We start from the raw sequence: 24,224 nt of genomic DNA on the forward strand, positions 1-24,224 counted from the left end.
CACGCCGCCGCGATAGGCCCTCTATCGCGCAGGACGAGGCCTGGAGCCGAGTCGGGCCGATGTTGAGGCTGGGATGGGGTCTTCAAGTGCATGTCGCTGGCCAGTCAGATGCTCGTCTGGGCCATTTCCGATCCGTCGCAGTCGACCAGTAGGCCCGTAGCGTTCGAGGTCTTGACGGGCGAGGGCGACGGCGTGGCTTGGACCGAGGTCCGCTCGGTCGCGGCTGAAGGCGCCAGCCCATTGCGCTCGCGCCTGATTAATGTCGTCGGCGACGAGGTGTGCGACGTTGTGGTGTCGGCCGCGGGTCATGGCGACGTATGCCGACGCCGCCCCGGTCTGCTCACCGAAAGTGAAGTGGGCGGTATCGACGGTGACGCCCTGAGCGCCGTAGACGGTGGTGGCGTAGGCAAGCTGGACGTGATGAGCGACGTAGTCGTGCGGTAGGACGGCGCTGCGGCGGCCGGCCCCGACGGTGATGCTCCCGTCAGCACCGGTCGCGGTGATGGTCCAGGTGTCGCGGTTGGCGACTCCGAGGGCGGGCGCGTTGCGACGGGTCGCGACGCGGTCGCCGACGGCGAGACGCTCGCCGGCATCGGTTATGGTCGCGTGGGCGCTGATGGTGCCCTCAATCATCCTGCGTTGGCGGACCGCAGCGTTGAGCTCGGCGACGTCCTCCAGGCCGTCGGCAATGAGCAGACCGTCGACGCTGGCGAGGGCTTGGCGGCGCTCGGCGTCGCTAGCGTGGACGGCGATCTCGCCGCGCTGAAGGAGCCGGTTGAAGACCTCGTCACTGCGTTCCCCCGTTCGCATCAGCAACGTCAAAGCTGCGTAGCTTGGGTCGGCGAAGCGGTGGACCTCGTCAAGCACATGGACAGCGTGAGGATCGGTCCACCGGGCGGCATGGTCGAGCACTCCCCCACGGCCGACCGCGGGCAGCTGGTGGCGGTCGCCGACCAGCGCGATCGAGCAGAAGGCCTCGTCAGCGACGACCAGGAGGGCTCGGGCGGTGTCCTGGTCGAGCATCCCGGCCTCGTCGACCACCAGCACGTCACCTGGACGCAGACACGCCTGCGGTGGCGGTTCGGACTGGCGTTCGCGGGTCCAGTGGCCATCGGTGTCCCAGCGGAAGCCGTGCTGGTGGATCAGCCACGCCGCCGAGAACGCATCACCGCCGACCTCGCCTCGGGCGACCTGGGCGGCCTTCAACGTCGGTGTCACCACCACCAGACGCCGCCTCTCGCCGGCTAGGTGACGGTGGGCGGCAGCGAGCATGGCGGTCTTCCCGGCACCGGCCGCACCCTCGACGACGACGAGGCGGTCGGTGCCGGTGATCGCCGCCGCGGCAGCGCGTTGCGCCGGGTCGAGGCCGGGTGCATCGACGTCACCGTGGATCGCGGTCGGTCGCGTCCGCCGCGACAACCGCAGTGCGAGGTCGTCCTCGACCGCCACGACGCGCGGTGAGGTGAGGGCTCGGATGTGTTCGGGAACGTCATCGCGGTCGAGGAGGGGAACGCACCGCTCGAGGGCGCGGGCGGTGAGATCCTCGGCCAGCTCGCGACGCACCCCACCCTCGACGACGACACCGGCTCGGGCGATGAGCTGCTCGATCTCACCGCGGACGTCGGCGGCGTTCCACGCCGAGCGACGGGCACCCAGCCGCGTCATCGCTCGCTCCACCAGTCCCTCTCGGTCTAGTGCACCGATCGACGTTCCCCCCACCCCGACAGGACGCTCCGGTGGCCGGAACCCCAGCTCGGCCAGCTCCTCGACCCACCGTTCCCCCAACTCGCGTCCGTCCCTGGGGACGACCTTGTCCGGGCGGGCGTCGGCCCACGCCCGGGCGTCCCACGCCCGCTGCAGCTTCGCACCCGGCTCCTCACCGGGATGCTCGGTCCGCCACTGGGCTTCGTAACGGTCGACGTTCCGCCCGATCTGCGCCGTCCGGCCACTGAACGCACCGATGAACCCCACCAGCTCGACGATCTCGCCGGACTCAAGATTGAGGTGATAGCCGTGGGCGGCCAAGACCGCCCGAAACTCCGGATCCGCGATGACCGCCGCGTGGCCGATGCCGTTGATCGCGTCCAGGCTGTCGCGGACCCCGACGGTGTGAATCCCCCGCCAACCCCCGGACGCTTTCACGCGGGCGTTGACCTGCAGATGCAGATGCCGGTGCGGGTCACCGGCACGGGAGGTGAAGTGACGCACCACTGCCGCCTCCAGCTCTTCCACCGGCACCTGCACCTGCCGCCCCCGCGGACCCACCCGGGTTGTCGAGTGCTCGACCAGCCACCCGATCACCTCACGAGCCGCCCGCTCCTGCGCCCCGTCATACGCAGCAGCTACCTCGGGGTGTACGGCTGCCGCCAGCGACCACGTCTTCGGACCGTTGACCACGACCTCGACGAACCGCACCCCCTGCCCGTCCTTGCGCAATCGACCCTTCGCCACGCCCGTGTCGGCTCCAGCCTCGACGTCGTAGCCGGCCACCCACCGCTCATAGGCGTCCCCATCAATCGCAGGCCGCTGATTCATAAGAGTTCCCCCGAAACCCCTGCCAGCACGTTCCCCCTCCCCCACCACGCGAACACGACCAGATGCGGGACCAGCGGTCGCGACGTACCGGTCGGCCAGACCCGTCCCCTCGGCCAGGTAGTAGTCGTCCGCCCGCGACCGATCCGCCTCCACGTAGCAGCGCGCCGCAGCCGCAGAACCCCGGTAGACCTTCATCCCACCGTGCATCCATCACCATTCACAAATAACCATCATTGACCCAAAGAATGCAGAAAGACCGCCCGAGGGCGGCCTTTCATCTACAAACCTTTGTAGCATACGTGCCGCTTTCTTGAGCGTTTCGATGTGGCGTTCGCGCGCCCTGCTGAGCGAGCGGGCGATGACGCACGCCCGCGATGCGTGTCTCGGTGCTCGCTTAGTCTGCCGCGTTCAGGGCCGGTCGGCTTCGGCGGCAGGGCTGCGTTCGCGCCATCGGACGCCGGCTACCCGGCCCACTCTCGGCAGCGCCGGTCCGAGCACCGCGCTTCACCTCCAGGATCGATCCCGCAATGGACCAAACTGATAGATCGCTCTAGCGAGAGTGATCGAGTGCAGCTTCCGATCGCAGATCAATCGCACTGGATAGAGCCAGCCGGGCATGACGTCGGGCTCAGCCACGTCCGATTAAACCCGCGGACATCGCCTATGCCTCACATGGGACTGGCTCAACTCGTCACCGGTTTCGAACTGACATATTTGAAGCCGCGGCGAGCTTGGAAAGTTGGCCGCTCGTTACGGCTCCGTCCACGAAGTAGCTGCATGAGGCTGCTCCAGCCCTGTTGAGGTCGGCAAGTCGCCGGCGCACTGTGGCTGCCGTTCCCACGATGGCGAGCTCGTCGATCCACTCCGCCGGCAACAGCCTGGCAAGGTCGTTCGTCGACCGATGCTGCGCGGCGAGTGCCTTGAAGGCCTCCGCGAACGGGAGCGAAGCGATGTGCGGCCACCAGTCCGGCTGCCCGAACACGGCGACCGTCTGACGAACCCGGTCACGTGCCACGTCGGGGTCGTCGTCGACCCAAGCCACGTTGTACGCATGTAACTGGTGCTCGGCCGCGCTGCTGACATCTTTCTGGCGTGCGGGTCGACGCGCGACTCCTCGCTTGGTCAGCGTACGCGTGTGCTCTAGGTACTCAACGGTCACCGGTTCGGCCAGAAGGGTGCCGTCCGCGTGTTCGCCGGAGACTTCCATTGATCGAGGACCGCGGACCCCGGCGAGAACGACGGGGGGCAGTGCCGGCGGCGCCTCGAGGCGGACGGCGTCTAGGTGCACGTAGCGGCCGTCGATGCTGACCGTGTCGCCGGCCAGCAGGCCACGGACTGCATCAAGCGTTTCGGCGAGCAGGGTCAACGGGCTGTCGACGGCGATGCCAACCTGCCGCATCCAGACCGGCATCCCGTGTCCCACGCCGAGGGTGATTCGGCCCGGGAACAGGTTTGCCAGCGTGGCGGCCTCCATGGCGGTGAAGACCGGGTTGCGGGCGGCCACCGGCAAGACCCCGATCCCGACGCGCACGCGCGACGTGGCGGCGAGGACGGCACCAGCTTGGGCGAACCCGCCCTTGTAGCCGAGGTCCTCGACGACCCACAGGTTGTCGAAGCCGAGCTCGTCGACGTTCCTGGCGAACGTGATGACGTTCGTGTCGGGCAGGTCTCGCGGCAGTACGACGCCGATCCTCATTGGTTTCTCCTTTGCCTCGGTGCTCTGCACGGCCGCTGGCCCGATCAGTGGCCGTGTTGGGTGGGCCAGCGGACCGGCCAGAGAGGGTGGTTTAGGTGAGGGTGTGCTCGTCGGAGATGGCGACGAGTCGATGTGCGGTCAGGCCGGGCTGCTGCTGCTCAAGCTTGGTCGTCAACGCCAGGAAGACCTCGCCGGTGGTGAGCGCGTCGCCGAGGGCCTGGTGTGGGGTGTGCACGCAGAGCCCTAGATGCTTGGCGCTCACTTCGATATCGGGTTCGTAGCCGGTTCCGCTCGGGGCCAGTCCGGTGGCACGCAAAAGGGCGGCGGTGTCGACGACGGCCGGCTTCCATCGGCGGCGGGCTGCACGGAGCGGCCGTGTTAGGAACGCTCGCTCGACCCAGGCGGCGTGAGCCACGAGAACTCTGCCGTCGAGCTGGGCCACGATCCGGTCTGTCACCTGGCCGAGTTCTGGTGCGTCGTCGAGGTCCTGCTCGCGCAGGCCGTGCACTGTCATCGCGCCGATGCTGATTGGGCGGGACGGCTTGATCTCGAAACTCTCGCACGAGCTCACGTGCACGCGTCCGGACTTCACCAGGACGCTGCCGAAAGAGATGAGCGTGTCGCGACGCAGGTCCAGGCCCGTGGTCTCCACGTCGACCACGCAGTACTCGACGTCGCGCCAGGCGACGTCGAGGTCGGGCACTTCGAGGGCGGGTTTGAGCAGCGGGTTCACAGCTTCAGCCGGGTCGTCCAGCAGTTAGCAATGTCGTCCTGGATGGACGCGGTCGCGCGGAACGTCTCGCGAAGGTGCCGGCGCGTGAGGGTGTCAAGCTCTCGCGGGTCGACGTACGTGCTGGGGTTAGTGCCGCCTGCGATGGCGGCGAGGTCGCGCTTCATCAGCAGTTCGTACGACTGCTCGAACGCGGCGGTGAGGGTGTCAGCCTCGTCTCGCGTAAGCAACCCGGCGGCGTGGCCGCGGCGGAGCCGGTCGACGGTGCCGCCGCGAGTGTCGCCGGTGACGACAGCGACCCAGCGGCCCAGCGCGGCGATCGGGAGCAGGCCACCGCGCTTGAGGTCGAGCTGGCCGCGGTGATGGCCACGGTGGTCGACGACGAAGTCACGGACGAAACCGCTCGGCGGCTTCACGGCAGTCGCTTCGCGCAGGAACGCGGCGAGGAACTCGACTTGGCGTTCACGTCGCTGCAGCGTGTCCGTCACGGTCCGTCCGAGCGCGACTTCGGTCAGCGGCCGACTGTCGATCACGATCGAGGAGAGCAGCAGCGCCTGCGGTACGGCCGGGTTCTCGAGCCAACGGGTCACGGCCGCGGCCCAGCTGGACGCGGAGCGGGCGAACAGTGGGTTGACGGCATTGGCACCGTTGCTGCACCGGCGAAACCCGCACGACTCCATGTCGACCAGGAGTGCCTCAACACGTTCGAGCAAATCCTTCTGCTGTTGGTCGCTGACGTGGTCGGGCCAGACCAGGGCGGTGTCGACGTCGGAGTTCGGCAGCGGTTCGCGGCGCGCCATCGACCCGAGCACGATCAGCGACAGCTGCGAGGTCGCGTCGTCGAGTCCGTGGAAGGTGACGAGCTTGCGGAGCAGGCCGTCGATGATCGCGGCCAAGAGGCTGGCGACCTGGGCGGCGGTCATGGAGCTGTCGCCAAGCTCGACCAGCGTCGGTCGGACGAGCTTCGCTGCGCAACGAAGTTCATCGATGCTGGTGGCGGACTCGATCTGGGAGCGCACCAGCAGCGGGTTACGGATGTCGGTCGAGGCGAAGTCGACTGCTCGCAGAATCCCCTCGGGCGCGCCGTGGCGGTCCAAGACGACGAGGTGGTGCACGCCGCGGTCGATCATCCGGGAGAACGCGGCCGCCTGCGAGAACTCCTCGCTCACGCTGAGCGCCGGGAACGTCGCCATCGTGTGGATCGGGTCGTGTGGGGCGACCTCCCCGGTCGCGACGCTGCGTCGGAAGTCGGCGTCGGTGACGATGCCCCAATCCCCGCTTGCGTCACCGCCGCCACGCACAAGTGCTCCCGAGTGGCCAGCGTTGGTGATGCGGCGCGCGACTTCGGCGACGGTCTCGTTCGCCTCAGACCACACCAAGGACCGCATCAGGGTCCGCGCGGACCCGGGTGTTTCGTCTAGGGCACCGCTGCCGGTGAGCCGTTGCCTGCTGATCATGGTGCCGAAGTGGGAGAACCGGAGCCGGTCCGGGTCGTGGACCAGGTGGCGGGGGTCGGGCAGGAGCAGGCACAGGCTGTCCTCGAGTGCGCGCACCGACAGTGCCGGCGGTAGCCCGGTCAGGACCGAGATGTGCCCGAACGTGTCGCCAGGACCGAGCTGGTCGACGACCCTGCCACGGTCGACGACCTCGACCGCGCCGGTGCGCACGACCCACATGTGGTCCAACGCTGGTTCGTCGGCCCGCACGATGAGCGAGCCGGCCGCGAAGTACTCGACCTGCAAATGCTCGACGAGCCGGCCGAGGTCGTCGGCGGTGAGCGCGTCGTACGGGGACTGGGTGCCGAGGAAGTCCGCGTACTCCTTCACGGGTCCATCCTTGCCTAGTGCAGCGTCACCCAGATCGTCTTGACCTCGGTGTACTGCTCGAGCGCCTCGATGCCGTTGTCGCGGCCACCGAAGCCGGACATCTTGTACCCGCCGAACGGGGTCGAGATGTCGCCCTCGCTGTAGCCGTTGACCGCGACGGTGCCGGCCCGGATGCCACGGGCGGTGCGGATGGCGACGTCGATGTCCTTCGACCACACGGTCGCGGCAAGCCCGTAGGTGCTGTCGTTGCTCAGCCGGAGCGCCTCGGCCTCGTCGGAGAACGACAGGACCGACACGACAGGGCCGAAGATCTCTTCGCGGGCGACGCTCATGTCCGGGGTGACGTCGTCGATGACGGTCGCGCCGGCGAACCAACCGCCGGACTCGGTGAACAGCTGCTCGCCACCGGTCACGATCCGGGCGCCGTCACTGCGGGCCTGGTCGATGAAGGACAGCACCCGGTCCAGCGCGGAGGCCTCGATCAGTGGCCCCAGCGCGGTGCCTTCGTCGGTGGGCTCGCCGACGATGCGGCTCTCAGCCTCACGGGCGAGCGCGGTCACGAAGTCGTCCTTGATCGACTCGTGAACCAGGATCCGCGAGCCTGCGCTGCAGTTCTGTCCGGAATTCCAGAACGCTGCATCGGCCAGGTCGGCGGCGATCGCGGCGAGGTTGTCACGGCAGTCGGCCATCACGACCTGGGGAGACTTGCCGCCGCACTCGAGCACGATGCCCTTGAGGTTGCTGTCCGCGGAGTAGCGCAGGAACGCGCGGCCCACCTCAGTAGAGCCAGTGAAGGAGACCATGTCGACGTCCATGTGCAGACCGAGCGCCTTGCCAGTCACGTGCCCGAGCCCGGGCGCGACATTGAACACCCCGTTGGGCAGGCCTGCTTCGACGGCGAGCTCGGCGAGCCGGATGCTGGTCAGGCTGGCCAGCTCCGGCGGCTTCACGACCACCGAGTTGCCTGCCGCGAGCGCGGGCGCGACCTTCCAGGCGAGCATCGCCATCGGGAAGTTCCACGGCAGGACGCAGCCGACGACGCCGACCGGTTCGCGCACGATCAGACCAAGGTGGTCGCTGCCGGTGGGGGCGGTCTTGCCGAACACCTTGTCGGCGGCCTCGGCGTACCAGCGGAACGTGTTGAGCACGTCAGGGATGTCGAAGTCGCGGCAATCGCTGATCGGCTTGCCTGCGTCGATCGCCTCGGTCAAGGCGAGCTCGTCGCGGTTGGCCTCGATCAGGTCGGCGAACGCGAACAGCACCGCCTTGCGTTCGGCCGGAGAGCGACGGCTCCACTCGCCGGCCTCGAACGCGGCCCGGGCATAGGCGACGGCCGTGTCGACGTCGGCCTCGGAACACGAAGCGACGGTCGCGATGACCTGTCCGGTCGCCGGGGCGAGGCTCTCGAAGGTCTCGCCGCCCTCTGCGTCGACAAGGGCGCCGTTGATGAACGCCTGGGTGCGGATGGTGTCGGGCAGGGTCGAAGTCATGACGTTCCTTACTGGTCGCTGGTCGCTGGTCGCTGGTGAGCCGGTCGCCCGTGAACCGGTCGCCCGGACCGGGTCGCTGGTGCCGGTCAGTTCTGTTGACCGGTGGTGGCCGGTGCAAGGGCTGGGTAGATCTGGGCGAGCGTCGACTCCCACTCGGTACGGAGTTCGGCGTACTGGGCAAAGGCCTCGGCGCGCGGGGTAACGGTCGGGGCGAGCTCGAGCACGACGGCCAGCGCGGCCTCGACGTTCGCGAACAGGCCGGTTCCCATGCCGGCGAGCATCGCGGCGCCGATGGATGGTGCTTCGACGCGCAGCGACGGGGTGATGGTCTCACCCATCACGTCGGCCTTGATTTGGTTCCACAGGCGGCTGCGTGCTTCGCCGTCGGAGATCGTGAAGCCGGTGACCTTGTGCCCCCGGGAGGTGACCACGTCGCGCAGCGCCGGGTACTGGTAAGCGATTCCTTCGAGAGTGGCGCGGGTGAAGTGGGCGCGCGCGTGGTGTCCGGCGATGCCGTAGTACGAAGCACGGGCCATGTCGTCTTGGACCGGGATCGAGGCGCCTTCGACGTAGGGGAAGCACAACAGACCGTCGCTACCGGGCGGCACGTCGGCGCCCTCGGCTATCAGCTGCTCGTAAGTGCGGCCCTCGCCGAACACGCTGCGGAACCAACGCAGCGTCGTGCCGGTGCCGGTAGCGACCATCTCGTGCAGGTAGCGGTCCGGGATGAGGTGCGGCATCAGCCCGATGACGCCGGTCGGGTCGAACATTGGGTTGTCCTCGACGATGCGCCAGCTCATGGAGGAGCCCGTGCCGAGGCTGACGTCTCCGGGTGAGACGACACCGGATCCGAGCGCGGCCGCGGGGTCGTCACCGCCGCCGGCGACCAGGACGGTGCCGGGCAGCAGGCCGAGGTCGACGGCGGCCTGGGCGCTGAGCTCGCCGCGCGGTTCCCACGGCTTGTACTTGACGTCGGGGAGGATCTCGCGCGGGATACCGGCCTCATCGCAGGTCTGCTCGCTCCAGCCCTCGGTGCGCCAGTCGTTCATGCAACTGCGGGTCGGGCCGGTCGGATCGGTGCCAACGTCGCCCGTGAGCCGGTAGGCGAGGTAGTCCTTCGGCTGCAGCGCGTGCCGGGTCTCGGCCCACACCTCGGGCAGGTGTCGCTTGGTCCACATCAGGTTCGGCAGCACAAGACCGGGGATGGGTAGCGTGCCGCTGCGCCGGATCAGCACGTCGCGTCCGAGCGAGTCGTACAGGTCGCGGGTCTCGCTGGGGTCGCGCCGGTCGGTCCAGTGGATGCAGCGGGTGAGGACCTCGCCGTGCTCGTCGAGGAGCACGGCGATGTCGCGCTGCCCGACCAAGCACAGCGCGGTGATGTCTTTGGCCGGCACGTTGCCGGTCGTGAGCACCTCCGCAACGGCGGAGGCGAGCGCGTCGTACCAGTCGTGTGGGCTGTTCTCCGCCCATCCGCGGTGGGGGCGGTGCATCGGGTAGTTGCGCTCGGCGACCGCGACGACGCCGCGGTCGGAGTGCACCAGCGAGGCCTTGAGGGCCGACGATCCGACGTCGGCCCCCACCACGTAGCCGCTCATGCCGAGGGCGCGAATTCCGGCGCGGGGATCGGGTCCGGCGCCGGGAGGGGCTCGGGAGCACCGGGGAACTGGGCCCGGAAGTACGACGCGATCCAGTCGACCTGCTCCTTCGGCAGCTCGGGCACCTCACCGAACTGGCGAGCGCTTAGGTACACCTCGCACGCGCCCTCCACGACCGAGGCGGTGTGGAAGGCGTGCTCGATGTCGGCGCCGATGGCGAGCAACCCGTGGTGTTGCAAGAACGTGGCGCCGCGCTCACGCAGGTACGGCTCGGTGTAGGTGTACATCTGGTCGGTCTCGGGCTGCGAGTACGGCGAGGTGTACACGGGGCCGCCGGCGGCCTCGCAGAGGCCGGTCAGGATGGGCGGAAGGGTCCAGTTCAGCGTCGCGAACGTCATCACGGCCTTGCCGTGGGTGTGCACGATGCCGCCGATCTCGGGGCGGTTCTTGCAATACATCGTGTGCATCTGAACCTCGGAGGTCGGCTTGAGCCGGCCGTCGATGAGGTTGCCGTCGAGGTCGACGATGGCGACGTCCTCGGGCTGCAGCAGGTCGTACTGCGTCGAGGTGGGAGTGCATGCCAGCAGGCCGGGCTCGCCCGGGATGCGGATGCTGATGTTGCCGGCGCAGGAGTAGACGAGGCGCTCTGCCTGCAGCTTGCGGGAGTAGGTGATGACCTTTTGCCGGGTCTCGAGCCACTTGATGCTCATGTTGTTGGATTCCCTTCCTTCTCAGGCTTTCCGGTGCGCCCGGGGACGGCGTGCCAGGGCGACGATCAAGGTGGTGCCGCCGAGCGCGTACAGCGCGGGGCGGGTCAGCCGGAGCAGGGCTGGTAGGTCGGAGATGTCGAGATCGACCTGGGCGGGCCAGGCGCCCATCCGTCCCTCGACACGCAGCCCGCCGGCGACGATGCGTATGGCCGTCGCCTCGAATGGCAGTTCGCCGATGGGTGAGCTGACCTTCACGACGGGCCTCCGATCGTCTGCAGCCAGCTCCGGGTCGCGCGGGCGGCGGCGTCGTAGCGCAGCCGCGGCGACGTGGGCTGGGTGGGTTGGTGGAACAACACGTTCGGGTCGTCCTCGGTGAGGGCTCCAACCACGTTGCGGTTCGGGCGCGGGTCGGCGGCGAGCACCAGCGCGTCGCATGAGGTGAGAGATGTGGTGCCGTCGGCCGTGGTGAGCTCGACGCCGCTGATCCGGTCGCGGCCGGCGACGCGGACGCGTGCTGTGGCGTCGATACGTTTATCGGCCCACTGCGACCAGTCGGGCACGTCGGCCAGGTCGGCGACGACGGTGACCCGCGTGCCGAGTTTCCGGCACAGCTCGGCGACCGGGCGGGCCCACGGGCCGTTTCCGAGGATGACTGCGTGGGTCCACAGCTGCACGCCGGTGCGGAGGAGGTGTTCGGCCACGGTCGCGGGCACGACGCCGGCAGGGCGGTACCCGTCGATGTGCAGGTCGGCCGGGGTGCCTGGGCGCAGACCGCCGGCGAAGACCAGGTGCCGTGTCGCCACGGGCTGGAATCCCGTTGGTGAGGCGACAGTGAGGGTCGCCCCGTCGTAGCGCACAGCAGTCTGGCCGAGGGCGAAGTGGGCGCCGCGGGAGACCACGTCTCGGGTGAGGTCCTTGATCAGCGGGTTTTCCCAGCCGGCAGTGCCTCCGGTGACGGGGATCCGGTCGATGACTGTCACCGGGCCTGCGTGCAGCAGTTCGGAGGCGCACCCCAGGCCGCTGGGTCCGGCGCCGACGACGACGTAGGCCGCGTCAGCGGCGCGGGCGGTCACTGGCCGACCGTCCCGTGTGCGGTCTGCTTGACGTCTCGGGGGCCGGTGTTGGTGTGCAGGGCGGTGAGGAACGAGATGCCGGCCGCGCACAGTGACCCCTGGCAGCGCCCGTACATGGCGCCGGTGCGCTTGCGGACCCCGTCGAGCGAGCAGGCCGGGACCGGGGAGGTCAGGGCCCGGTTGATCTCGGCGGCGCTGACGCTCTCGCACGCGCACACGACCTGCGCGTACAGCGGGTCCTGTGCGAACAGGGTGTTCAGGTCGGTCGCGGTCCTCAGTCGCGGTGTCGAAGGCAAGGCCCGGACGGCGTCGGGTCGGTCCTCGGCGTCGAGTCCGGCGTCGCGCAGGAGGTCCAGCGCGTACGCGCCGGCTGCTGGCGAGACGCTGACCCCGGCTGAGCGGTTCGTGACGTGCAGTAGATTTGCGACGGTCTGGTCGAAGCGCAGCCGGTGCGGTTCCTCACTGGCGGGACGGTTCGCAGCGAACGTCTTGATCACGACGTCGCGGGTGATGCTCGGAACCAGTCGGCGCGCACTCTCAATCAGCGCCTCGACCTGGTCGCGGTCAGTCGAGGTGTCGCCGGCGTCCTCGAGGTCCTGCGCGGTCGGACCGAGCAACGCGGAGCCGTGCGTGGTCGGAACGACGTTGATGCCCTTGGTCGTCGGTGAGTGGGTGCAGAAGACGGTGCGCTGCAGCTGCTCGGCGAAGCGACGGTCGAGCACGGCGTACTGACCCTTGCGTGGCCACGAGCGCAGCGGCTCACCACCAGCCAGCTCGGAGACGTCGCCGGCCCTTACGCCGGCGGCGTTGACGACATAGCGGCCGCGGACGGTGCCCTGGGGGGTGGCAAGCTCCATCGAGCCGTCGTCGAGCCGTCGAATGGTGGTGACCGGTGCGTTCAGCCGCAGCTGGGCACCGTTGGTCACCGCCAGGTTGGCGTACGCGACGGTCAGTGCCATCGGATCGATGACTCCCTCATCCGGCATCCACAGCCCGGCCACGGTGGCCATGTTGGCCAGCGGCTCGAGCTGGGCGACCTCGGCAGGCGTCTTCATCTCACCGCGCACACCCGCCTCGTCGAGCTCGGCGAGAGTGTGCCCGAGGGTCTCGGCCTCGGCGTCGTCGAGCGCGAGCATGATCGCGCCGCCGCGACGGTACGCGACCCCCAGTCGCCCGCACAGCTCTTCCCAGTGCGGGTAGCTGCGGTTGATCAGCTCGGTCTCAAGCGTTCCCGGGGGCCCGTAGTAGGAGCAGGCGGTGCCGGCGTTGCCCTTCGAGGCGCCCTCGCACACGTCGCTGGCGGCCTCGAGCACGCACACCGACGCGGACGTGGCTGCGAGCCGGGCCGCAACCGAGGTGCCCAGGACTCCGCCACCGACGACGACTACGTCGAACCGGTCAGTGCCGGTGGACGAGTTCATCTGGGTCATTGGGGTTCCCTCGAGGTGTCGTTGCGGTCCAGTGTCGCGCTCGTGATGCTCCGCCTGAGTATCGGACCGTAACAGTGTTCAAGTGAACGCACAAGAACACATTTCGAACATGTATTTTTGTGACTCGGAAGGCGTTTAGCAGCAACTGAGCACCAAGTTACGTGATGTTCATATGAACACGCCTCGTTGACATCTGTGTGATTGCAGGTGTTCACTTCGTCGCCAAGATCGTACGAGCGCCCCGGGGGCGGAGCTCGACCCATGGCGAAAGGGCTTCAGATGAGCCAGGACATCAGCGACATTCACCGGGCAGACGAGGAACACCTCGCCCGCCTGGGCTACAAGCAGGAACTCGGCCGGACTCTCGGCGCGTTCTCCACGTTCGCGACGGGCTTCGCGTTCATCTCGATCCTCACCGGGGCGTTCCAGCTGTTTTTCTTCGCCTTCGGGATCGCCGGGCCGGCCTTCTGGTGGACCTGGCTGATCGCGTTCGCCGGGCAGATGCTGTTCGGGCTGATCTTCGCCGAGCTGGCCACGCACTACCCGATGGCCGGATCGGTTTACAACTGGTCCAAGCACATCGGCAGCCGCACGGCATCGTGGCTGGCCGGGTTCTCGCTCACGCTGGCCCTGATCGTGTCGACCGCCGCGGTCGCGCTGGCGCTACAGTTCGTGCTGCCGAACATCTCAAAGGTTTTCTGGATTTACGGTGACGGGACCGGCCCGAACGACGCGGCCGCGAACGGCGTCATCCTTGGCGTGATCGCCATCGTGCTGGCCACGATCATCAACTGCCTGGGCGTCAAGGTGGTTTCTATCGTGAACAACATCGGCGTCATCGTCGAGCTCGTCGCGAGCGTCTTCATGATCGTCTTCTTCTTCGTCACCGCGAAGCGCGGCCCGCAGATCGTGTTCCACACCGAGGGCCACGGCCACGACGCCGGTCTAGGCGTGCCCGGAGCGCTGCTGATGGCGCTGCTGCTCGGCTGCTACATCATGTGGGGCTTCGACACCGCCGGCTCCCTGGGTGAGGAGACCGTCAACCCGCGCAAGAACAGCCCCACCTCGATCCTGCGTGCGCTCGCGGCTGCCGGCATCAGCGGCGCTTTGCTGATGCTCGGCGCGCTCATGGCGGTGGGCGACATCAACGCCAAGGAGCTGTCCACTAGCGGCCTGCCGTACGTCGTCGAGGACGTGATGGGCCATACCCTGGGCAGCGTCCTGCTCACCTGCGTCGCGATCGCGATCTTCGTGTGCATCTTGGCCAACCAGACCGGTGCGATGCGGATGATGTTCGCGATGAGCCGCGACAACGCCCTCCCGGCAAGCGCCTCGCTCGCGAAGGTCAGCCGGACGACCAAGGCGCCTGTGACGACCGCGCTCATCGTGGGCGTCATCGCGGTGGCCATCCTGCTGGTGAACATCAAGCAGGCGCAGATCTTCTTGGTGGTCACCAGCACCACCGTGGTGCTGGCCCTGATCGCCTACGTAATCGTCGCCGGCGCATTCGCTCGCAAGCGGCTCACCGGCGAGTGGAAGACGACCCCGGAGTACTTCCACCTCGGCCGCTGGGGCGTCCCGGTCTCGATCGCCGCAGTCGTGTGGGGCGTCGCCATGGTCATCAACATCGCCTGGCCCCGCAACGCCGTCTACAACCCGGCACCGCCGCACCACTGGTTCCTGCAGTGGGGTGCCGTCGTGTTCGTCCTCGTCGCCTTCGCCCTCGGCTTGGCGTACTACTTCACCCAGCGCGACAAGATCGGCATCCTGCCGCAGCACGCGTCAGCAACCGGGGCCAGCGCCCAGTCGCCTGAAGAGGTCGGCGCCTAGCCGAACCCAGTCGATGGGGGTGGTCCCTCGCCCTGACGGCCACCCCCATCAGGTGCCCCCGTCTGGCCGTCACAACAAATTCATACCTGCGCCGCTACCAACCGCAGCGGGAAAGACCCGACTGTCCGTCGTGCACAACTCGCGACGTCAAGGACCGACGGGGCGCCGACGGAGCAACACCTCCCCAGGAATCTCTCAGGCCCACCGACCGCCGCGGCCAGGCGCTCTCTGGAAAGCCAGGACCAGGTCCTGCACCCACGGTGCAAGCCGCAGCTGCGGCGAAGCTCTCAGGTACCCACGACAGAGCGGGGAGGTCACCGCAACTGCCCGGCCCGCCACGCGACGCCGGTCAGTCCGAGCAGAAGGACCTCAGCCGATGAGCACCCGCACCCCGCAACCCCTGAACAGCCACACCGCATGAGCCGCCAGACCGCTCTGCACTCCGTCCATACCGAGCTCGGCGCCTCGTTTACCGACTTCGCCGGCTGGTCGATGCCTGTGCGCTACACCTCTGAGACGGCCGAGCACCACGCCGTGCGCACCACGGCCGGGCTGTTCGACCTGTCGCACATGGGCGAGATCAAGGTGACTGGACCTGACGCAGGGCGCGTCCTCGACCGCGCCGTCGTCGGAACGCCGTCGCGCATCGGGCTCGGACGGGCCCGTTACTCGATGATCTGCAACGACGCGGGCGGCATCCTCGACGACCTCGTCGTGTACCGGCTCGCCGACCACGACTACCTCGTCGTCGCGAACGCCAGCAACGTCGACGTCGTCGCGACAGCCCTGAGCGAACGAACCACCGACGAGGCTGCGGATGCTCAGGTCTCCGACAAATCCCAGCACTGTGCGCTCCTCGCCGTCCAAGGACCCGCTGCGGTCACGATCCTCGCCGGCCTCGGCGACGACCACGTCACCGCGCTGAAGTACTACTCGATCGCGCGCACCAAGGTCGCCGGCCACGACGTCCTGCTCGCCCGCACCGGGTACACCGGCGAGGACGGCTACGAGGTCTACTGCTCGCCGAGCGTCGCTCCTGACCTGTGGCGCCAGATCAGCGCCGCGGGCGAAAGGTACGGTCTCGTCCCTGCCGGACTCGCATGCCGCGACACCCTGCGCCTCGAAGCGGGGATGCCGCTCTACGGCCACGAGCTCGATGCCGACACGAACCCGTTCGAGGCTGGGCTCGGGCGGGTGATCTCCTTCGACAAGCCCAACAGATTCGTTGGCGACACCGCCCTGCGCCGCTTCCGGGATCTCCCACGCCGGCGGTCCCTCGTCGGCCTCGCGACGTCCGGGCGGCGAGCGCCGCGTGCCGGATACGACGTGGTCGACCGTGCGGGAAATACCGTCGGCCGCGTTACGAGTGGTGCCCCCTCGCCCACTCTCGGCTACCCGATCGCCATGGCCTACGTGGAGGCCGGTCACAACACCCCGGGAACCGAGCTCGCGGTCGACCTGCGTGGAACGCGCGAGCCGGCCCTGGTCGTCGACCTGCCGTTCTACCAGCGTCCCAGCGCCTGACCTGGACCGGAACCACCACACCCAACATCTGCACCACCGACTAGACCTGAGCGTCCAAGGAGCCTCCATGAGCATCCCCAGCGACCTGCGCTACACCGACCAGCACGAGTGGGTCGACTTGAACGGCGACATCGCCACGATCGGCATCACCCAGTACGCCGCGGACTCCCTGGGAGACATCGTGTTCGTCGGGCTGCCACCGATCGGATCGAGCCTCGCGTCCGGCCAGCCGTGCGGCGAGCTGGAGTCCACGAAGTCGGTCAGCGACCTGATGGCACCCCTCGACGGCGACGTGGTCGAGATCAACGACGCGGTCGTCGATGACCCCAGCCTGCTCAACTCCGACGCCATGGACGCCTGGCTGGTGCGCCTGAAGTTCACCGCAATCCCTGTACTGCTCGACGCCAGCACCTACGCCGCCCTAGTCGCTGCCGGCTGACCCAGCCGGCAGCCCAACACGCTTCGGGGGAGCACATGGCCTTCCACGACCCCTACGCCGCCCTCGAGCTCCTCGGCACCATCGCCTTTGCCGTCTCCGGCGCCGAGGTCGCAGCCCGTGCCGGCATGGACTGGGTTGGCATCAGCGTCCTGGCGGTCGTGGCGGCTGTCGGCGGCGGCACGGTACGAGACCTGCTTCTGGGACTCGAGCCGGTCGGATGGATTTCTCGTCCGCTGCCCGTGTGGATGGCCGTCATTGCTGCTGGCGTGGTGATCGCGGACGCGCACCGACTGAAGCGCAGAGCGCTCGATGCGCGCACCCTCATCTTGCTTGCCGACGCAGTAGGACTAGCTGTGTTCACGGTCACCGGTGCCGGTCTCGCCTACGCAGTCGGCGCATCGCGCCCGGTCGCGGTGCTGCTCGGCGTCGTTACCGGTGTGGGCGGTGGGGTGGCGCGTGACGTCCTCGCCAGGCAGTCACCGCTCGTGCTGGCCGGACAGGTCTACGCGCTCGCGGCCGTTGCCGGCGGCTCGACGCTGATGCTGCTCGATGCCGCAGGCGTGCCGAACTCCCTGGCTCGCGGGCTCGCCGTCGGCGTTGGACTCGGGCTCCGTTTGCTCGCGATCAGCCAGAGCTGGTCACTTCCGCGCCCGCTGCACCGCGCGGAGCCGGACTGCTACGCCGAGCGCGAGGATGAGGCGGGGCGCTAGACGACGACCACGTCGACGCCGCCGGCCTTGAGCGCGGCGAGCTCCTCGGGGTCAGCACCGGAGTCGGTGATCAAAGTCGTTAACGTCGAGATCGGCGCAATGTGCGCGAACCCACGGCGACCGACCTTGCTCGAGTCGGCGACCACGATTACTTTACGGGCACGCTTGACGATGATGGTTCCAATCTCGGCGACCAGTTGGTGCGGCGTCGTGATCCCCTCGTCAGCGGTCAGGCCGTCGCAGCCCATCACGGCCACCTCGGCGCTCAGGTTCGCCAGCGACGACACCGCCTGCGGTCCGACGAAAGCCATATACGCGGGCAGATATACGCCACCGACCGCAACCAGGTGCGGCTCGTTCCACGAGCTCACCTCGTTGATGATCGGCACAGCTGGGGTCACGACCGTTAGGCGCTCGCGTGTGGACTCGTCGAGGGCGCTGACGACCTTCGCCACGGTTGAGCCGGAGTAGAAAAACGCGCTGGTCTCGTTCGCGAGCATCTCTGCCGCTGCCCGAGCGATCTGCGCCTTCTCCGTTGCGTGACGGCGCTCTGCCTCGAGGTACATGCGCGAGGTCGAGGACGTGCGAGCGCGCGTGGCTCCGCCGCGCACTCTCGTCAACAGGCCCCGAGCCGCCAAGGCGGTCAGGTCGCGACGCAGGGACATCCCCGTCACCCCAAACTCGTCCGCCAAGTCGTTGACCGAGACAAATTCTTGCTCCTGCAGACGCTCGAGGATTAGCTGACGGCGCTCGACGGCACCGCTGGGGCCGTCCTCGGGCTCGCCGACCTGGTCAATGTCAGTCGACATGCGTCCTCCTCTCGCTCAGCAGTCCAATAGAACTTACACCGTTGTGTTCGAATAGTGTTCGTTTGCACATTTTAGGAGCTGGTCGCGCCGCCTGGAGCTACTGGTGGTGCGCTGGACGCCGCCTCGGTGAGCGTCGAAGTCCCATCACGCAAACGAGGGGGCGGGCACTGATCTGACGCCATCGCTGTGACTGCCCCGGTTTGCCACCCGGGTGCTGCCTGCAAAGCGTCGGACTGGTTCAAGCGAAACAACCGCTAGGCCCACCCGCTGCGCGGCACCTCTGCCCTCGGAACGCCACAGCCTGATCCCACTCATGTACCACTGATGTAGCAGACGAGCCGTTCTTGACCATGAACGACCATCAACGGTCATCGCGCGTTCTCCCAGGTCAAAGGCCCTAGAGGCGGGCTTTCCTGCTCTCCGATCAACCCCCCAACTACTTCATGGTCAACACCTTCGATGAGGCCTGAAGCCGCAGTTCGAAAGGCGTGGCGCGCGGCGAGTGGCGGCTGGGTCAGAGGCTGAGCAGCAGCACGACCAGTGTGACGACGGAGAGCACCAGGAAGGCTGCTGCGCCCTGCCACTCGGGATCGTGCGCGCGGACGTGCGCCCCAACCGCGCCGGCGAAGTACAGGACCAGCCCGGTCGCGGCAGCGATCCCGAACGGCGTGAACCACAGCCCGGCGAAAAGACCGGTCGTGGCGAGGAGCTGCAGGCTCCCCAGCACGACGAGGCCCCGACCACCCACACCGACGGCTGCCATGAGTCTGACGATCCGTTCGGTCCGAGCGATCTTGAGGCTGCCCGACGCGAGCATGGCGACGGCGAGGAGGGCGGAGAGAACGTGGGCGGTGAGTGGCACGAGAGGTCCTTTCGAGGATGAACGCGATGGATCAGCGGCGAGCGCCGCTACGAGAACTGGGGCACGACGTCGTGAGCGAGGCGATCCATCGAGGCCAGCGAGAGACGCGTGTGCAGTCCGCCGAGATCGACCTGTCCGAGGAACCGGTCAACGCCCAGGACCTCGTGCTGCGCGGAGACCTTGTCGGCGACCTCGGCTGCGCTGCCGACGACGAGGGGACCGCGCGGTCCTGCCATCTGCTCGAAGGTCGCACGGTCGAGGTGCACGCCGCGCCCGTCGGCGAAGTACGTCCGGTAGTAGGGGTAGAACGTCTCGCGCGCCTGCTGGGAAGTCGGGCCCACGTAGAAGTGGCTGACGCCGGCGATGGACGTGTGCGCGTGGCGATCGCGGCCGACGAACGCCTCGCGGTAGGCGTCCACGAGCGGACGGGAGCGAGCAGCGGTGCCGCCGAGCAGGGCGAGGCTGAGCGGGAGGCCGCGACGACCGGCGCCCGTCGCGCTGGCGGGTGTGCCACCGACGCCCACCCAAACCGGCAGCGGTCGCGACAGCCGAGGGACGACGTGCGCGTTCGCCAGCGGTGGCCGGTAGCGGCCCGTCCAGGTGACCGGCTCGTCGTCGCGCAGCGAGACCAGGAGGTCGAGCTTCTCCTCGAACACGGCGTCGTAGTCGGCGATCGGCACCCCGAAGAGACCGAAGGGCTCGGCGTACGCGCTCCTGCCGACGGTGACCTCAGCACGGCCTGCGGCGACGAGGTCGAGCTGCGCGAAGTCCTGGTAGAGCCTCACCGGGTCCAGCACGCTGAGCACCGAGACCGTGCTGGTCAGGCGGATCGACGTGGTCCTCGCCGCGATCGCCGACAGGACGACCGCGGGCGACGACACCGCGAAGCGAGGGGTGTGGTGCTCGCCGACGCCGAACACGTCGAGGCCGACCTCGTCGGCGTGCACACCGAGGTCGATCACGGTGCGGACGCGGTCCGCCACGGTCGTGTCGCCCGCGACGTCGGTGAGCGAGAAGACACCGAACTCCATGTCCACCACGCTAGGAACCCGATAGGAACCATTCGGTACCTTTCGGAGCGTGACCCTTCAAGCAGGCACCGTGTTCTTGGCGGACTGCCCCGCCCGCACCGCCATCGAAATCATCGCTAACAAGTGGTCCGTCGTCACTCTCTTCGCGCTCAGTGAGGGTCCGAAGCGGCACGGCGAGCTTGTGGCGCTCACCGGCGGCATCTCCCGCAAGGTCCTCACCGAGACCCTGCGCAGGCTCCAGGCCCACGGACTGGTCGATCGCCACGCCTACGCCGAGGCCCCGCCACGTGTCGAGTACAGCCTCACCCCACTCGGCGAGACCCTGCAGGAGCCCATCCGCATGCTCACGGAATGGGCTCGCACCAACGGAGAGGCACTGGTGGACTTCCAGGAGTCGGCGGCCAGGAAGTTCCTGCCCTGACGGGCTGAGACCCACCCCCTACCGACGAGAACGGCCTGGACTACCCCGAGACCTCCGCCTCGAGGCGGCCGTGCTGGGCGGGGTTCATGGCGGCGGAGCGCTGGGTCTCGCGGTCGAAGGCGACCATGACGACACGGGCCCGTGCCAGGACGTGGTCGTCGTCGCGGATCTCGGAGACCAGCACCGCCGAGCGGCCGCCGACGGCGTGCACCCAGCTGTGGACGGCGTACGGCTCCCGGCGGAACAGGATGGGGCGGCGGTACTCCACGTCGGTCTGGGCCACCACCCACGGCGTCCAATCGCCGTCCTCGGGACGTGGCAGTCCCCACAGGTAGGCGATCCGCGACTCCTGGAAGTACTCGAAGTAGGTGACGTTGTTGACGTGCCCGTAGGCGTCGACGTCGGACCAGCGCACGAAGAGCGGGAACACGTGGCGGGCGCCGGGCGCCGGCACCGCCGGAACCGGCCCGGCCGACTCGAAGCCGGGCTCGAGCCAGCCGCTCAGCGCCTCCTTCTCGCTGGCGGAGAGCCGACGCGGGCGCTCCTCGGCGAAGACGAACGGCGAGATGATGGTCGTGGCGCGTAGGTGGACGACGCGCTCGCCGTCGACGACGTCGACGATCTCGTAGGCCATCGTGAAGCTCGCCGCTCGGATCTCGGTGACCCAGCACTCGATCGTCACCGGCTCTTGGCGGAAGACCAGCGGGCTGACGTAGTGCACCTCGTGCCGGACCACGACCGTGCCCTCGGCCAGCTCCTCGCCGCCCTGGACCGGCGCGTGGGTGGCGAGCATGTCGATGCGCGCCTCCTGCAGGTAGTCGACGTAGGTGACGTTGTTGACGTGGCCCAACATGTCCATGTCGGCCCAGCGCATGGGGCAGGCGTAGGTGTGGCGCACGGGCCCGATGCTCGCAGATCCGGACGCGGGCTAACCTCGGCCCGTAGCTACCCGCGAGTACTCGAAGGAGCCCGTCATGCCCGAGGCCGTCATCGTCGCCGCCGCCCGATCCCCCATCGGCCGCGCCAACAAGGGGTCGCTGAAGGACCTGCGCCCCGACGACCTCACCGCCACGATCGTGCGCACCGCGCTGGAGCAGGTGCCCGAGCTCGACCCGACCGAGATCGACGACCTGTACCTCGGCTGCGGCCTTCCCGGCGGCGAGTCGGGCTACAACATGGGGCGCGTCGTGGCCACGCTGCTCGGCTACGACCACCTGCCCGCGGCCACCATCACCCGCTACTGCTCCTCCTCGGTGCAGACCTCGCGGATGGCCTTCCACGCCATCAAGGCCGGGGAGGGCGACGTGTTCATCTCCGCCGGCGTCGAGACCGTCTCGCGGTTCGCGAAGGGCACCTCCGACGGGCTGCCCGACACCACCAACCCGCTCTTCGCCACGGCACAGGCCCGCACCAAGCAGACCGCCGAGTCCGGCGCCGAGTGGCACGACCCGCGCCAGGACGGCGAGGTGCCCGACGTCTACATCGCGATGGGCCAGACCGCCGAGAACGTCGCCAAGATCCGTGGCCTCTCGCGCCGAGAGCTCGACGAGTTCGGCGTCCGGTCGCAGAACCTGGCCGAGAAGGCGATCGCCGACGGCTTCTGGGCCAACGAGATCACTCCGGTCACCACGCCCGACGGCACGGTGGTCGACTCCGACGACGGGCCCCGCGCGGGCGTCACCTACGAGGCGGTCTCAGGACTGCAGCCGGTGTTCCGCCCCGACGGGGTGGTGACGGCGGGCAACTGCTGCGCGCTCAACGACGGAGCCGCGGCCGTGGTGATCATGTCCGACACCAAGGCCGAGCAGCTGGGTCTCACCCCGCTGGCGCGCATCGTCTCCACGGGCGTGACCGGGCTCTCGCCGGAGATCATGGGTCTGGGCCCGGTGGAGGCCTCCAAGCAGGCCCTGGACCGGGCCGGCATGAGCATCGGCGACATCGACCTGGTCGAGATCAACGAGGCCTTCGCGGCCCAGGTGGTGCCCTCCTACCAGGACCTCGGCATCGACATCGACCGGCTCAACGTCAACGGCGGCGCCATCGCGGTGGGCCACCCGTTCGGCATGACCGGCGCGCGCCTGCAGAACACGATGCTCAACTCGCTGCGCCACCACGACAAGACCACCGGGCTGATCACCATGTGCGTCGGCGGCGGCCAGGGCATGGCGATGATCCTCGAGCGGCTGGGCTGACGGGGCTGGGCTGACGGGGCTCGTCTCCGAGACGCCGACCGGGCCGCAATTCCCCGCACGTGCGGGGAATTGCGGCCCGGAGGCATGGAATGTCATGAGTCCACGAGGTGATTCCCCGCACGAGCGGGGAATCACCCGGACGGCTCAGGCCTGGTCGAGCACGGCCTCGATGGTGAGCACGATGGTGATCTTGTCGCCGACGAGGACCTTGCTGCCGTCCACGACGCCGTTGAAGTTGACGTTGAAGTCCTGACGGACGATCTCGCCGCTGGCCTCGAAGCCGATGCGGGTGCCGCCCCACGGGTCGCCGCCGATGCCGGTGAACTCGACGTCGAGCTCGATCGGCTTGGTGATGCCCTTGATGGTGAGGTCGCCGACGGCCTTCTCGCCGTCGAAGGAGGTGGTCGTGAAGGTCATGCCGCCGTGGTTCTCGACGTCGAAGAAGTCGGCCGAGCGCAGGTGGTTGTCGCGGTTCTCGTCGCGCGTGTTGACCGAGTTCAGGTCGATGGTGGCCTCGGCGCGGGTGTCCTCGATGGAGTCACCGGTGGTGACGGTGCCCTCGAACGTCTCGAACTGGCCGCGCACCTTGCTGATCAGGTGACGCACGGTGAAGGCCACGGACGAGTGGCTCGGGTCGATCTTCCAGGTGCCGGCGACCCAGTCGGTCTGCGTGGCGGCTGCCTCGGTCATGTTGTCTCCTCCATGGCGAATCGTTGAACGTTCAACTGTCGGCGGGTCCAACGGGCGAGTCCGGCCGGCTATTCCCGGTTCCTAGAATATTTTTCATGGACCCCCGCGAGACCCAGTGGCTCACCGTCGAACAGCAGCGCATCTGGCGGGCCTACATCATGGGATCGCAGCTGCTCCAGGACCGGTTGGACCGCGACCTGCGCGTGGAGCACGGTATCTCGCTGACCGAGTACGAGATCTTGGTGCGGCTCTCGGAGATCCCCGAGCGCCGGATGCGGATGGCGTTGCTGGCCGACTCGGTCTGCCACTCGCGCAGCCGCGTCACGCACACCGTCGCCCGCATGGAGAGCGCCGGCTGGCTGCGGCGCGAGGAGGCCGCCGACGACGGCCGCGGCGTCGACGCCGTCATGACGGCCGCGGGCGGCACGCTGCTCGAGCAGGCCGCCCACACCCACGTCGAGGGCGTGCGCCGCAACCTGGTCGACCTGGTCGGCGACGACGACTTCGAGGCGCTGGGACGGGTCATGAACACCGTGTCCGACCGGCTGCTCGCCGGCCGGACGCCGGCCGCAGACATCAGGTGATGCGAGCCCTGGCGAGCGAACCTGAGGTCTGCGGCCAGGAGCCGAGA

22 protein-coding genes and 2 riboswitches are annotated in these 24,224 nt (G+C 68.4%); of the genes, 7 read left to right on the plus strand and 15 right to left on the minus strand.

Going from position 1 to position 24,224, the window contains the following annotated elements:
• Window positions 1-21: 21 nt before the first annotated feature.
• The 10 genes from mobF to D9V37_RS07445 all read right to left on the minus strand — a co-directional run bounded on the left by mobF (window position 22) and on the right by D9V37_RS07445 (window position 13,085).
• Window positions 22-2,742: a MobF family relaxase gene (gene mobF / locus D9V37_RS07400; protein ID WP_121805495.1), complete on the minus strand. Its 2,721-nt coding sequence runs from the start codon at window positions 2,740-2,742 to the stop codon at window positions 22-24.
• A gap of 484 nt (window positions 2,743-3,226) precedes the next feature.
• Complete coding sequence (locus tag D9V37_RS07405) at window positions 3,227-4,231, minus strand: LLM class flavin-dependent oxidoreductase (protein ID WP_121805496.1); 1,005 nt, start codon at window positions 4,229-4,231, stop codon at window positions 3,227-3,229.
• 91 nt (window positions 4,232-4,322) lie between these two features.
• Complete coding sequence (locus D9V37_RS07410; RefSeq protein ID WP_198412430.1) at window positions 4,323-4,964, minus strand: 3'-5' exonuclease; 642 nt, start codon at window positions 4,962-4,964, stop codon at window positions 4,323-4,325.
• On the minus strand, window positions 4,961-6,787 hold the full coding sequence (locus D9V37_RS07415; RefSeq protein WP_121805497.1) for a putative nucleotidyltransferase substrate binding domain-containing protein: 1,827 nt from the start codon (window positions 6,785-6,787) through the stop codon (window positions 4,961-4,963). The genes D9V37_RS07410 and D9V37_RS07415 overlap by 4 nt, the downstream gene beginning before the upstream one ends.
• Window positions 6,788-6,801: 14 nt before the next feature.
• Window positions 6,802-8,277: an aldehyde dehydrogenase gene (locus tag D9V37_RS07420; RefSeq protein WP_121805498.1), complete on the minus strand. Its 1,476-nt coding sequence runs from the start codon at window positions 8,275-8,277 to the stop codon at window positions 6,802-6,804.
• A gap of 86 nt (window positions 8,278-8,363) precedes the next feature.
• Window positions 8,364-9,872 carry a xylulokinase gene (locus tag D9V37_RS07425; protein ID WP_121805499.1) on the minus strand — a complete coding sequence of 503 codons (1,509 nt, stop codon included), beginning with the start codon at window positions 9,870-9,872 and terminating at the stop codon, window positions 8,364-8,366.
• Complete coding sequence (locus D9V37_RS07430) at window positions 9,869-10,582, minus strand: class II aldolase/adducin family protein (protein WP_121805500.1); 714 nt, start codon at window positions 10,580-10,582, stop codon at window positions 9,869-9,871. The genes D9V37_RS07425 and D9V37_RS07430 overlap by 4 nt, the downstream gene beginning before the upstream one ends.
• A gap of 21 nt (window positions 10,583-10,603) precedes the next feature.
• Complete coding sequence (locus D9V37_RS07435) at window positions 10,604-10,837, minus strand: hypothetical protein (RefSeq protein ID WP_121805501.1); 234 nt, start codon at window positions 10,835-10,837, stop codon at window positions 10,604-10,606.
• A complete protein-coding gene (locus D9V37_RS07440) occupies window positions 10,834-11,655 on the minus strand; it encodes an FAD-dependent oxidoreductase (protein ID WP_158604408.1) in 822 nt (273 codons plus the stop codon). The genes D9V37_RS07435 and D9V37_RS07440 overlap by 4 nt, the downstream gene beginning before the upstream one ends.
• Window positions 11,652-13,085 carry an NAD(P)/FAD-dependent oxidoreductase gene (locus tag D9V37_RS07445; RefSeq protein WP_121805503.1) on the minus strand — a complete coding sequence of 478 codons (1,434 nt, stop codon included), beginning with the start codon at window positions 13,083-13,085 and terminating at the stop codon, window positions 11,652-11,654. Before D9V37_RS07445 ends, D9V37_RS07440 begins: the two co-directional genes overlap by 4 nt.
• 279 nt (window positions 13,086-13,364) lie before the next feature.
• On the opposite strand from D9V37_RS07445, the gene D9V37_RS07450 reads away from it, so the two are divergent.
• The 4 genes from D9V37_RS07450 to D9V37_RS07465 all read left to right on the plus strand — a co-directional run bounded on the left by D9V37_RS07450 (window position 13,365) and on the right by D9V37_RS07465 (window position 17,588).
• Window positions 13,365-14,915 (plus strand): APC family permease, encoded by a 1,551-nt coding sequence (locus D9V37_RS07450; protein ID WP_121805504.1) that lies wholly within the window; start codon window positions 13,365-13,367, stop codon window positions 14,913-14,915.
• Window positions 14,916-15,012: 97 nt separating this feature from the next.
• Window positions 15,013-15,136: riboswitch (glycine riboswitch) on the plus strand.
• Between the two features lies 1 nt (window position 15,137).
• Window positions 15,138-15,229, plus strand: a riboswitch (glycine riboswitch).
• Between the two features lie 103 nt (window positions 15,230-15,332).
• Window positions 15,333-16,439: a glycine cleavage system aminomethyltransferase GcvT gene (gene gcvT / locus D9V37_RS07455; RefSeq protein WP_121805505.1), complete on the plus strand. Its 1,107-nt coding sequence runs from the start codon at window positions 15,333-15,335 to the stop codon at window positions 16,437-16,439.
• Window positions 16,440-16,506: 67 nt separating this feature from the next.
• Complete coding sequence (gcvH, locus tag D9V37_RS07460) at window positions 16,507-16,878, plus strand: glycine cleavage system protein GcvH (protein ID WP_121805506.1); 372 nt, start codon at window positions 16,507-16,509, stop codon at window positions 16,876-16,878.
• 35 nt (window positions 16,879-16,913) lie between these two features.
• A complete protein-coding gene (locus tag D9V37_RS07465) occupies window positions 16,914-17,588 on the plus strand; it encodes a trimeric intracellular cation channel family protein (RefSeq protein ID WP_121805507.1) in 675 nt (224 codons plus the stop codon).
• Here the strand turns inward: D9V37_RS07465 and D9V37_RS07470 are convergent.
• The 3 genes from D9V37_RS07470 to D9V37_RS07480 form a co-directional block, all read right to left on the minus strand.
• Window positions 17,585-18,397, minus strand: coding sequence for a DeoR/GlpR family DNA-binding transcription regulator (locus tag D9V37_RS07470; protein WP_121805508.1), 813 nt, complete (start codon window positions 18,395-18,397; stop codon window positions 17,585-17,587). The genes D9V37_RS07465 and D9V37_RS07470 overlap by 4 nt on opposite strands.
• Before the next feature lie 514 nt (window positions 18,398-18,911).
• Window positions 18,912-19,259 carry a DoxX family protein gene (locus tag D9V37_RS07475; RefSeq protein WP_121805509.1) on the minus strand — a complete coding sequence of 116 codons (348 nt, stop codon included), beginning with the start codon at window positions 19,257-19,259 and terminating at the stop codon, window positions 18,912-18,914.
• A 47-nt stretch (window positions 19,260-19,306) separates the two neighbouring features.
• On the minus strand, window positions 19,307-20,290 hold the full coding sequence (locus D9V37_RS07480; RefSeq protein WP_121805878.1) for an LLM class flavin-dependent oxidoreductase: 984 nt from the start codon (window positions 20,288-20,290) through the stop codon (window positions 19,307-19,309).
• A 49-nt stretch (window positions 20,291-20,339) separates the two neighbouring features.
• On the opposite strand from D9V37_RS07480, the gene D9V37_RS07485 reads away from it, so the two are divergent.
• The gene (locus tag D9V37_RS07485) at window positions 20,340-20,711 is read left to right on the plus strand and encodes a winged helix-turn-helix transcriptional regulator (protein WP_121805510.1); all 372 of its coding nucleotides are present in this window, start codon (window positions 20,340-20,342) and stop codon (window positions 20,709-20,711) included.
• 40 nt (window positions 20,712-20,751) lie between these two features.
• Here the strand turns inward: D9V37_RS07485 and D9V37_RS07490 are convergent, their stop codons facing one another.
• Window positions 20,752-21,609, minus strand: a complete 858-nt coding sequence (locus D9V37_RS07490; protein ID WP_232524797.1) for an acyl-CoA thioesterase — start codon at window positions 21,607-21,609, stop codon at window positions 20,752-20,754.
• Window positions 21,610-21,685: 76 nt separating this feature from the next.
• Here D9V37_RS07490 and D9V37_RS07495 point away from each other — a divergent pair, with 76 nt between their 5' ends.
• A complete protein-coding gene (locus D9V37_RS07495) occupies window positions 21,686-22,903 on the plus strand; it encodes an acetyl-CoA C-acetyltransferase (protein WP_121805511.1) in 1,218 nt (405 codons plus the stop codon).
• 144 nt (window positions 22,904-23,047) lie between these two features.
• Here the strand turns inward: D9V37_RS07495 and D9V37_RS07500 are convergent, their stop codons facing one another.
• Complete coding sequence (locus D9V37_RS07500) at window positions 23,048-23,593, minus strand: YceI family protein (RefSeq protein ID WP_121805512.1); 546 nt, start codon at window positions 23,591-23,593, stop codon at window positions 23,048-23,050.
• A 95-nt stretch (window positions 23,594-23,688) separates the two neighbouring features.
• Between D9V37_RS07500 and D9V37_RS07505 the strand changes: the two genes are divergently transcribed.
• Window positions 23,689-24,177 carry a MarR family winged helix-turn-helix transcriptional regulator gene (locus D9V37_RS07505; protein ID WP_121805513.1) on the plus strand — a complete coding sequence of 163 codons (489 nt, stop codon included), beginning with the start codon at window positions 23,689-23,691 and terminating at the stop codon, window positions 24,175-24,177.
• The last annotated feature ends 47 nt before the right edge of the window (window positions 24,178-24,224 follow it).

The organism is Nocardioides mangrovicus (assembly GCF_003674065.1).
Taxonomy (GTDB): Bacteria; Actinomycetota; Actinomycetes; order Propionibacteriales; family Nocardioidaceae; genus Marmoricola; species Marmoricola mangrovicus.

Excerpts from the sequence above, each read along its gene's own strand:
- mobF (WP_121805495.1), bottom strand. The coding sequence starts at position 2,742 with ATGCACGGTGGGATGAAGGTCTACCGGGGTTCTGCGGCTGCGGCGCGC.
- D9V37_RS07405 (WP_121805496.1), bottom strand. The coding sequence starts at position 4,231 with ATGAGGATCGGCGTCGTACTGCCGCGAGACCTGCCCGACACGAACGTC.
- D9V37_RS07420 (WP_121805498.1), bottom strand. The coding sequence starts at position 8,277 with ATGACTTCGACCCTGCCCGACACCATCCGCACCCAGGCGTTCATCAAC.
- D9V37_RS07425 (WP_121805499.1), bottom strand. The coding sequence starts at position 9,872 with ATGAGCGGCTACGTGGTGGGGGCCGACGTCGGATCGTCGGCCCTCAAG.
- D9V37_RS07430 (WP_121805500.1), bottom strand. The coding sequence starts at position 10,582 with ATGAGCATCAAGTGGCTCGAGACCCGGCAAAAGGTCATCACCTACTCC.
- D9V37_RS07445 (WP_121805503.1), bottom strand. The coding sequence starts at position 13,085 with ATGACCCAGATGAACTCGTCCACCGGCACTGACCGGTTCGACGTAGTC.
- D9V37_RS07450 (WP_121805504.1), top strand. The coding sequence starts at position 13,365 with ATGAGCCAGGACATCAGCGACATTCACCGGGCAGACGAGGAACACCTC.
- gcvT (WP_121805505.1), top strand. The coding sequence starts at position 15,333 with ATGAGCCGCCAGACCGCTCTGCACTCCGTCCATACCGAGCTCGGCGCC.
- gcvH (WP_121805506.1), top strand. The coding sequence starts at position 16,507 with ATGAGCATCCCCAGCGACCTGCGCTACACCGACCAGCACGAGTGGGTC.
- D9V37_RS07465 (WP_121805507.1), top strand. The coding sequence starts at position 16,914 with ATGGCCTTCCACGACCCCTACGCCGCCCTCGAGCTCCTCGGCACCATC.
- D9V37_RS07470 (WP_121805508.1), bottom strand. The coding sequence starts at position 18,397 with ATGTCGACTGACATTGACCAGGTCGGCGAGCCCGAGGACGGCCCCAGC.
- D9V37_RS07480 (WP_121805878.1), bottom strand. The coding sequence starts at position 20,290 with ATGGAGTTCGGTGTCTTCTCGCTCACCGACGTCGCGGGCGACACGACC.
- D9V37_RS07495 (WP_121805511.1), top strand. The coding sequence starts at position 21,686 with ATGCCCGAGGCCGTCATCGTCGCCGCCGCCCGATCCCCCATCGGCCGC.
- D9V37_RS07500 (WP_121805512.1), bottom strand. The coding sequence starts at position 23,593 with ATGACCGAGGCAGCCGCCACGCAGACCGACTGGGTCGCCGGCACCTGG.
- D9V37_RS07505 (WP_121805513.1), top strand. The coding sequence starts at position 23,689 with ATGGACCCCCGCGAGACCCAGTGGCTCACCGTCGAACAGCAGCGCATC.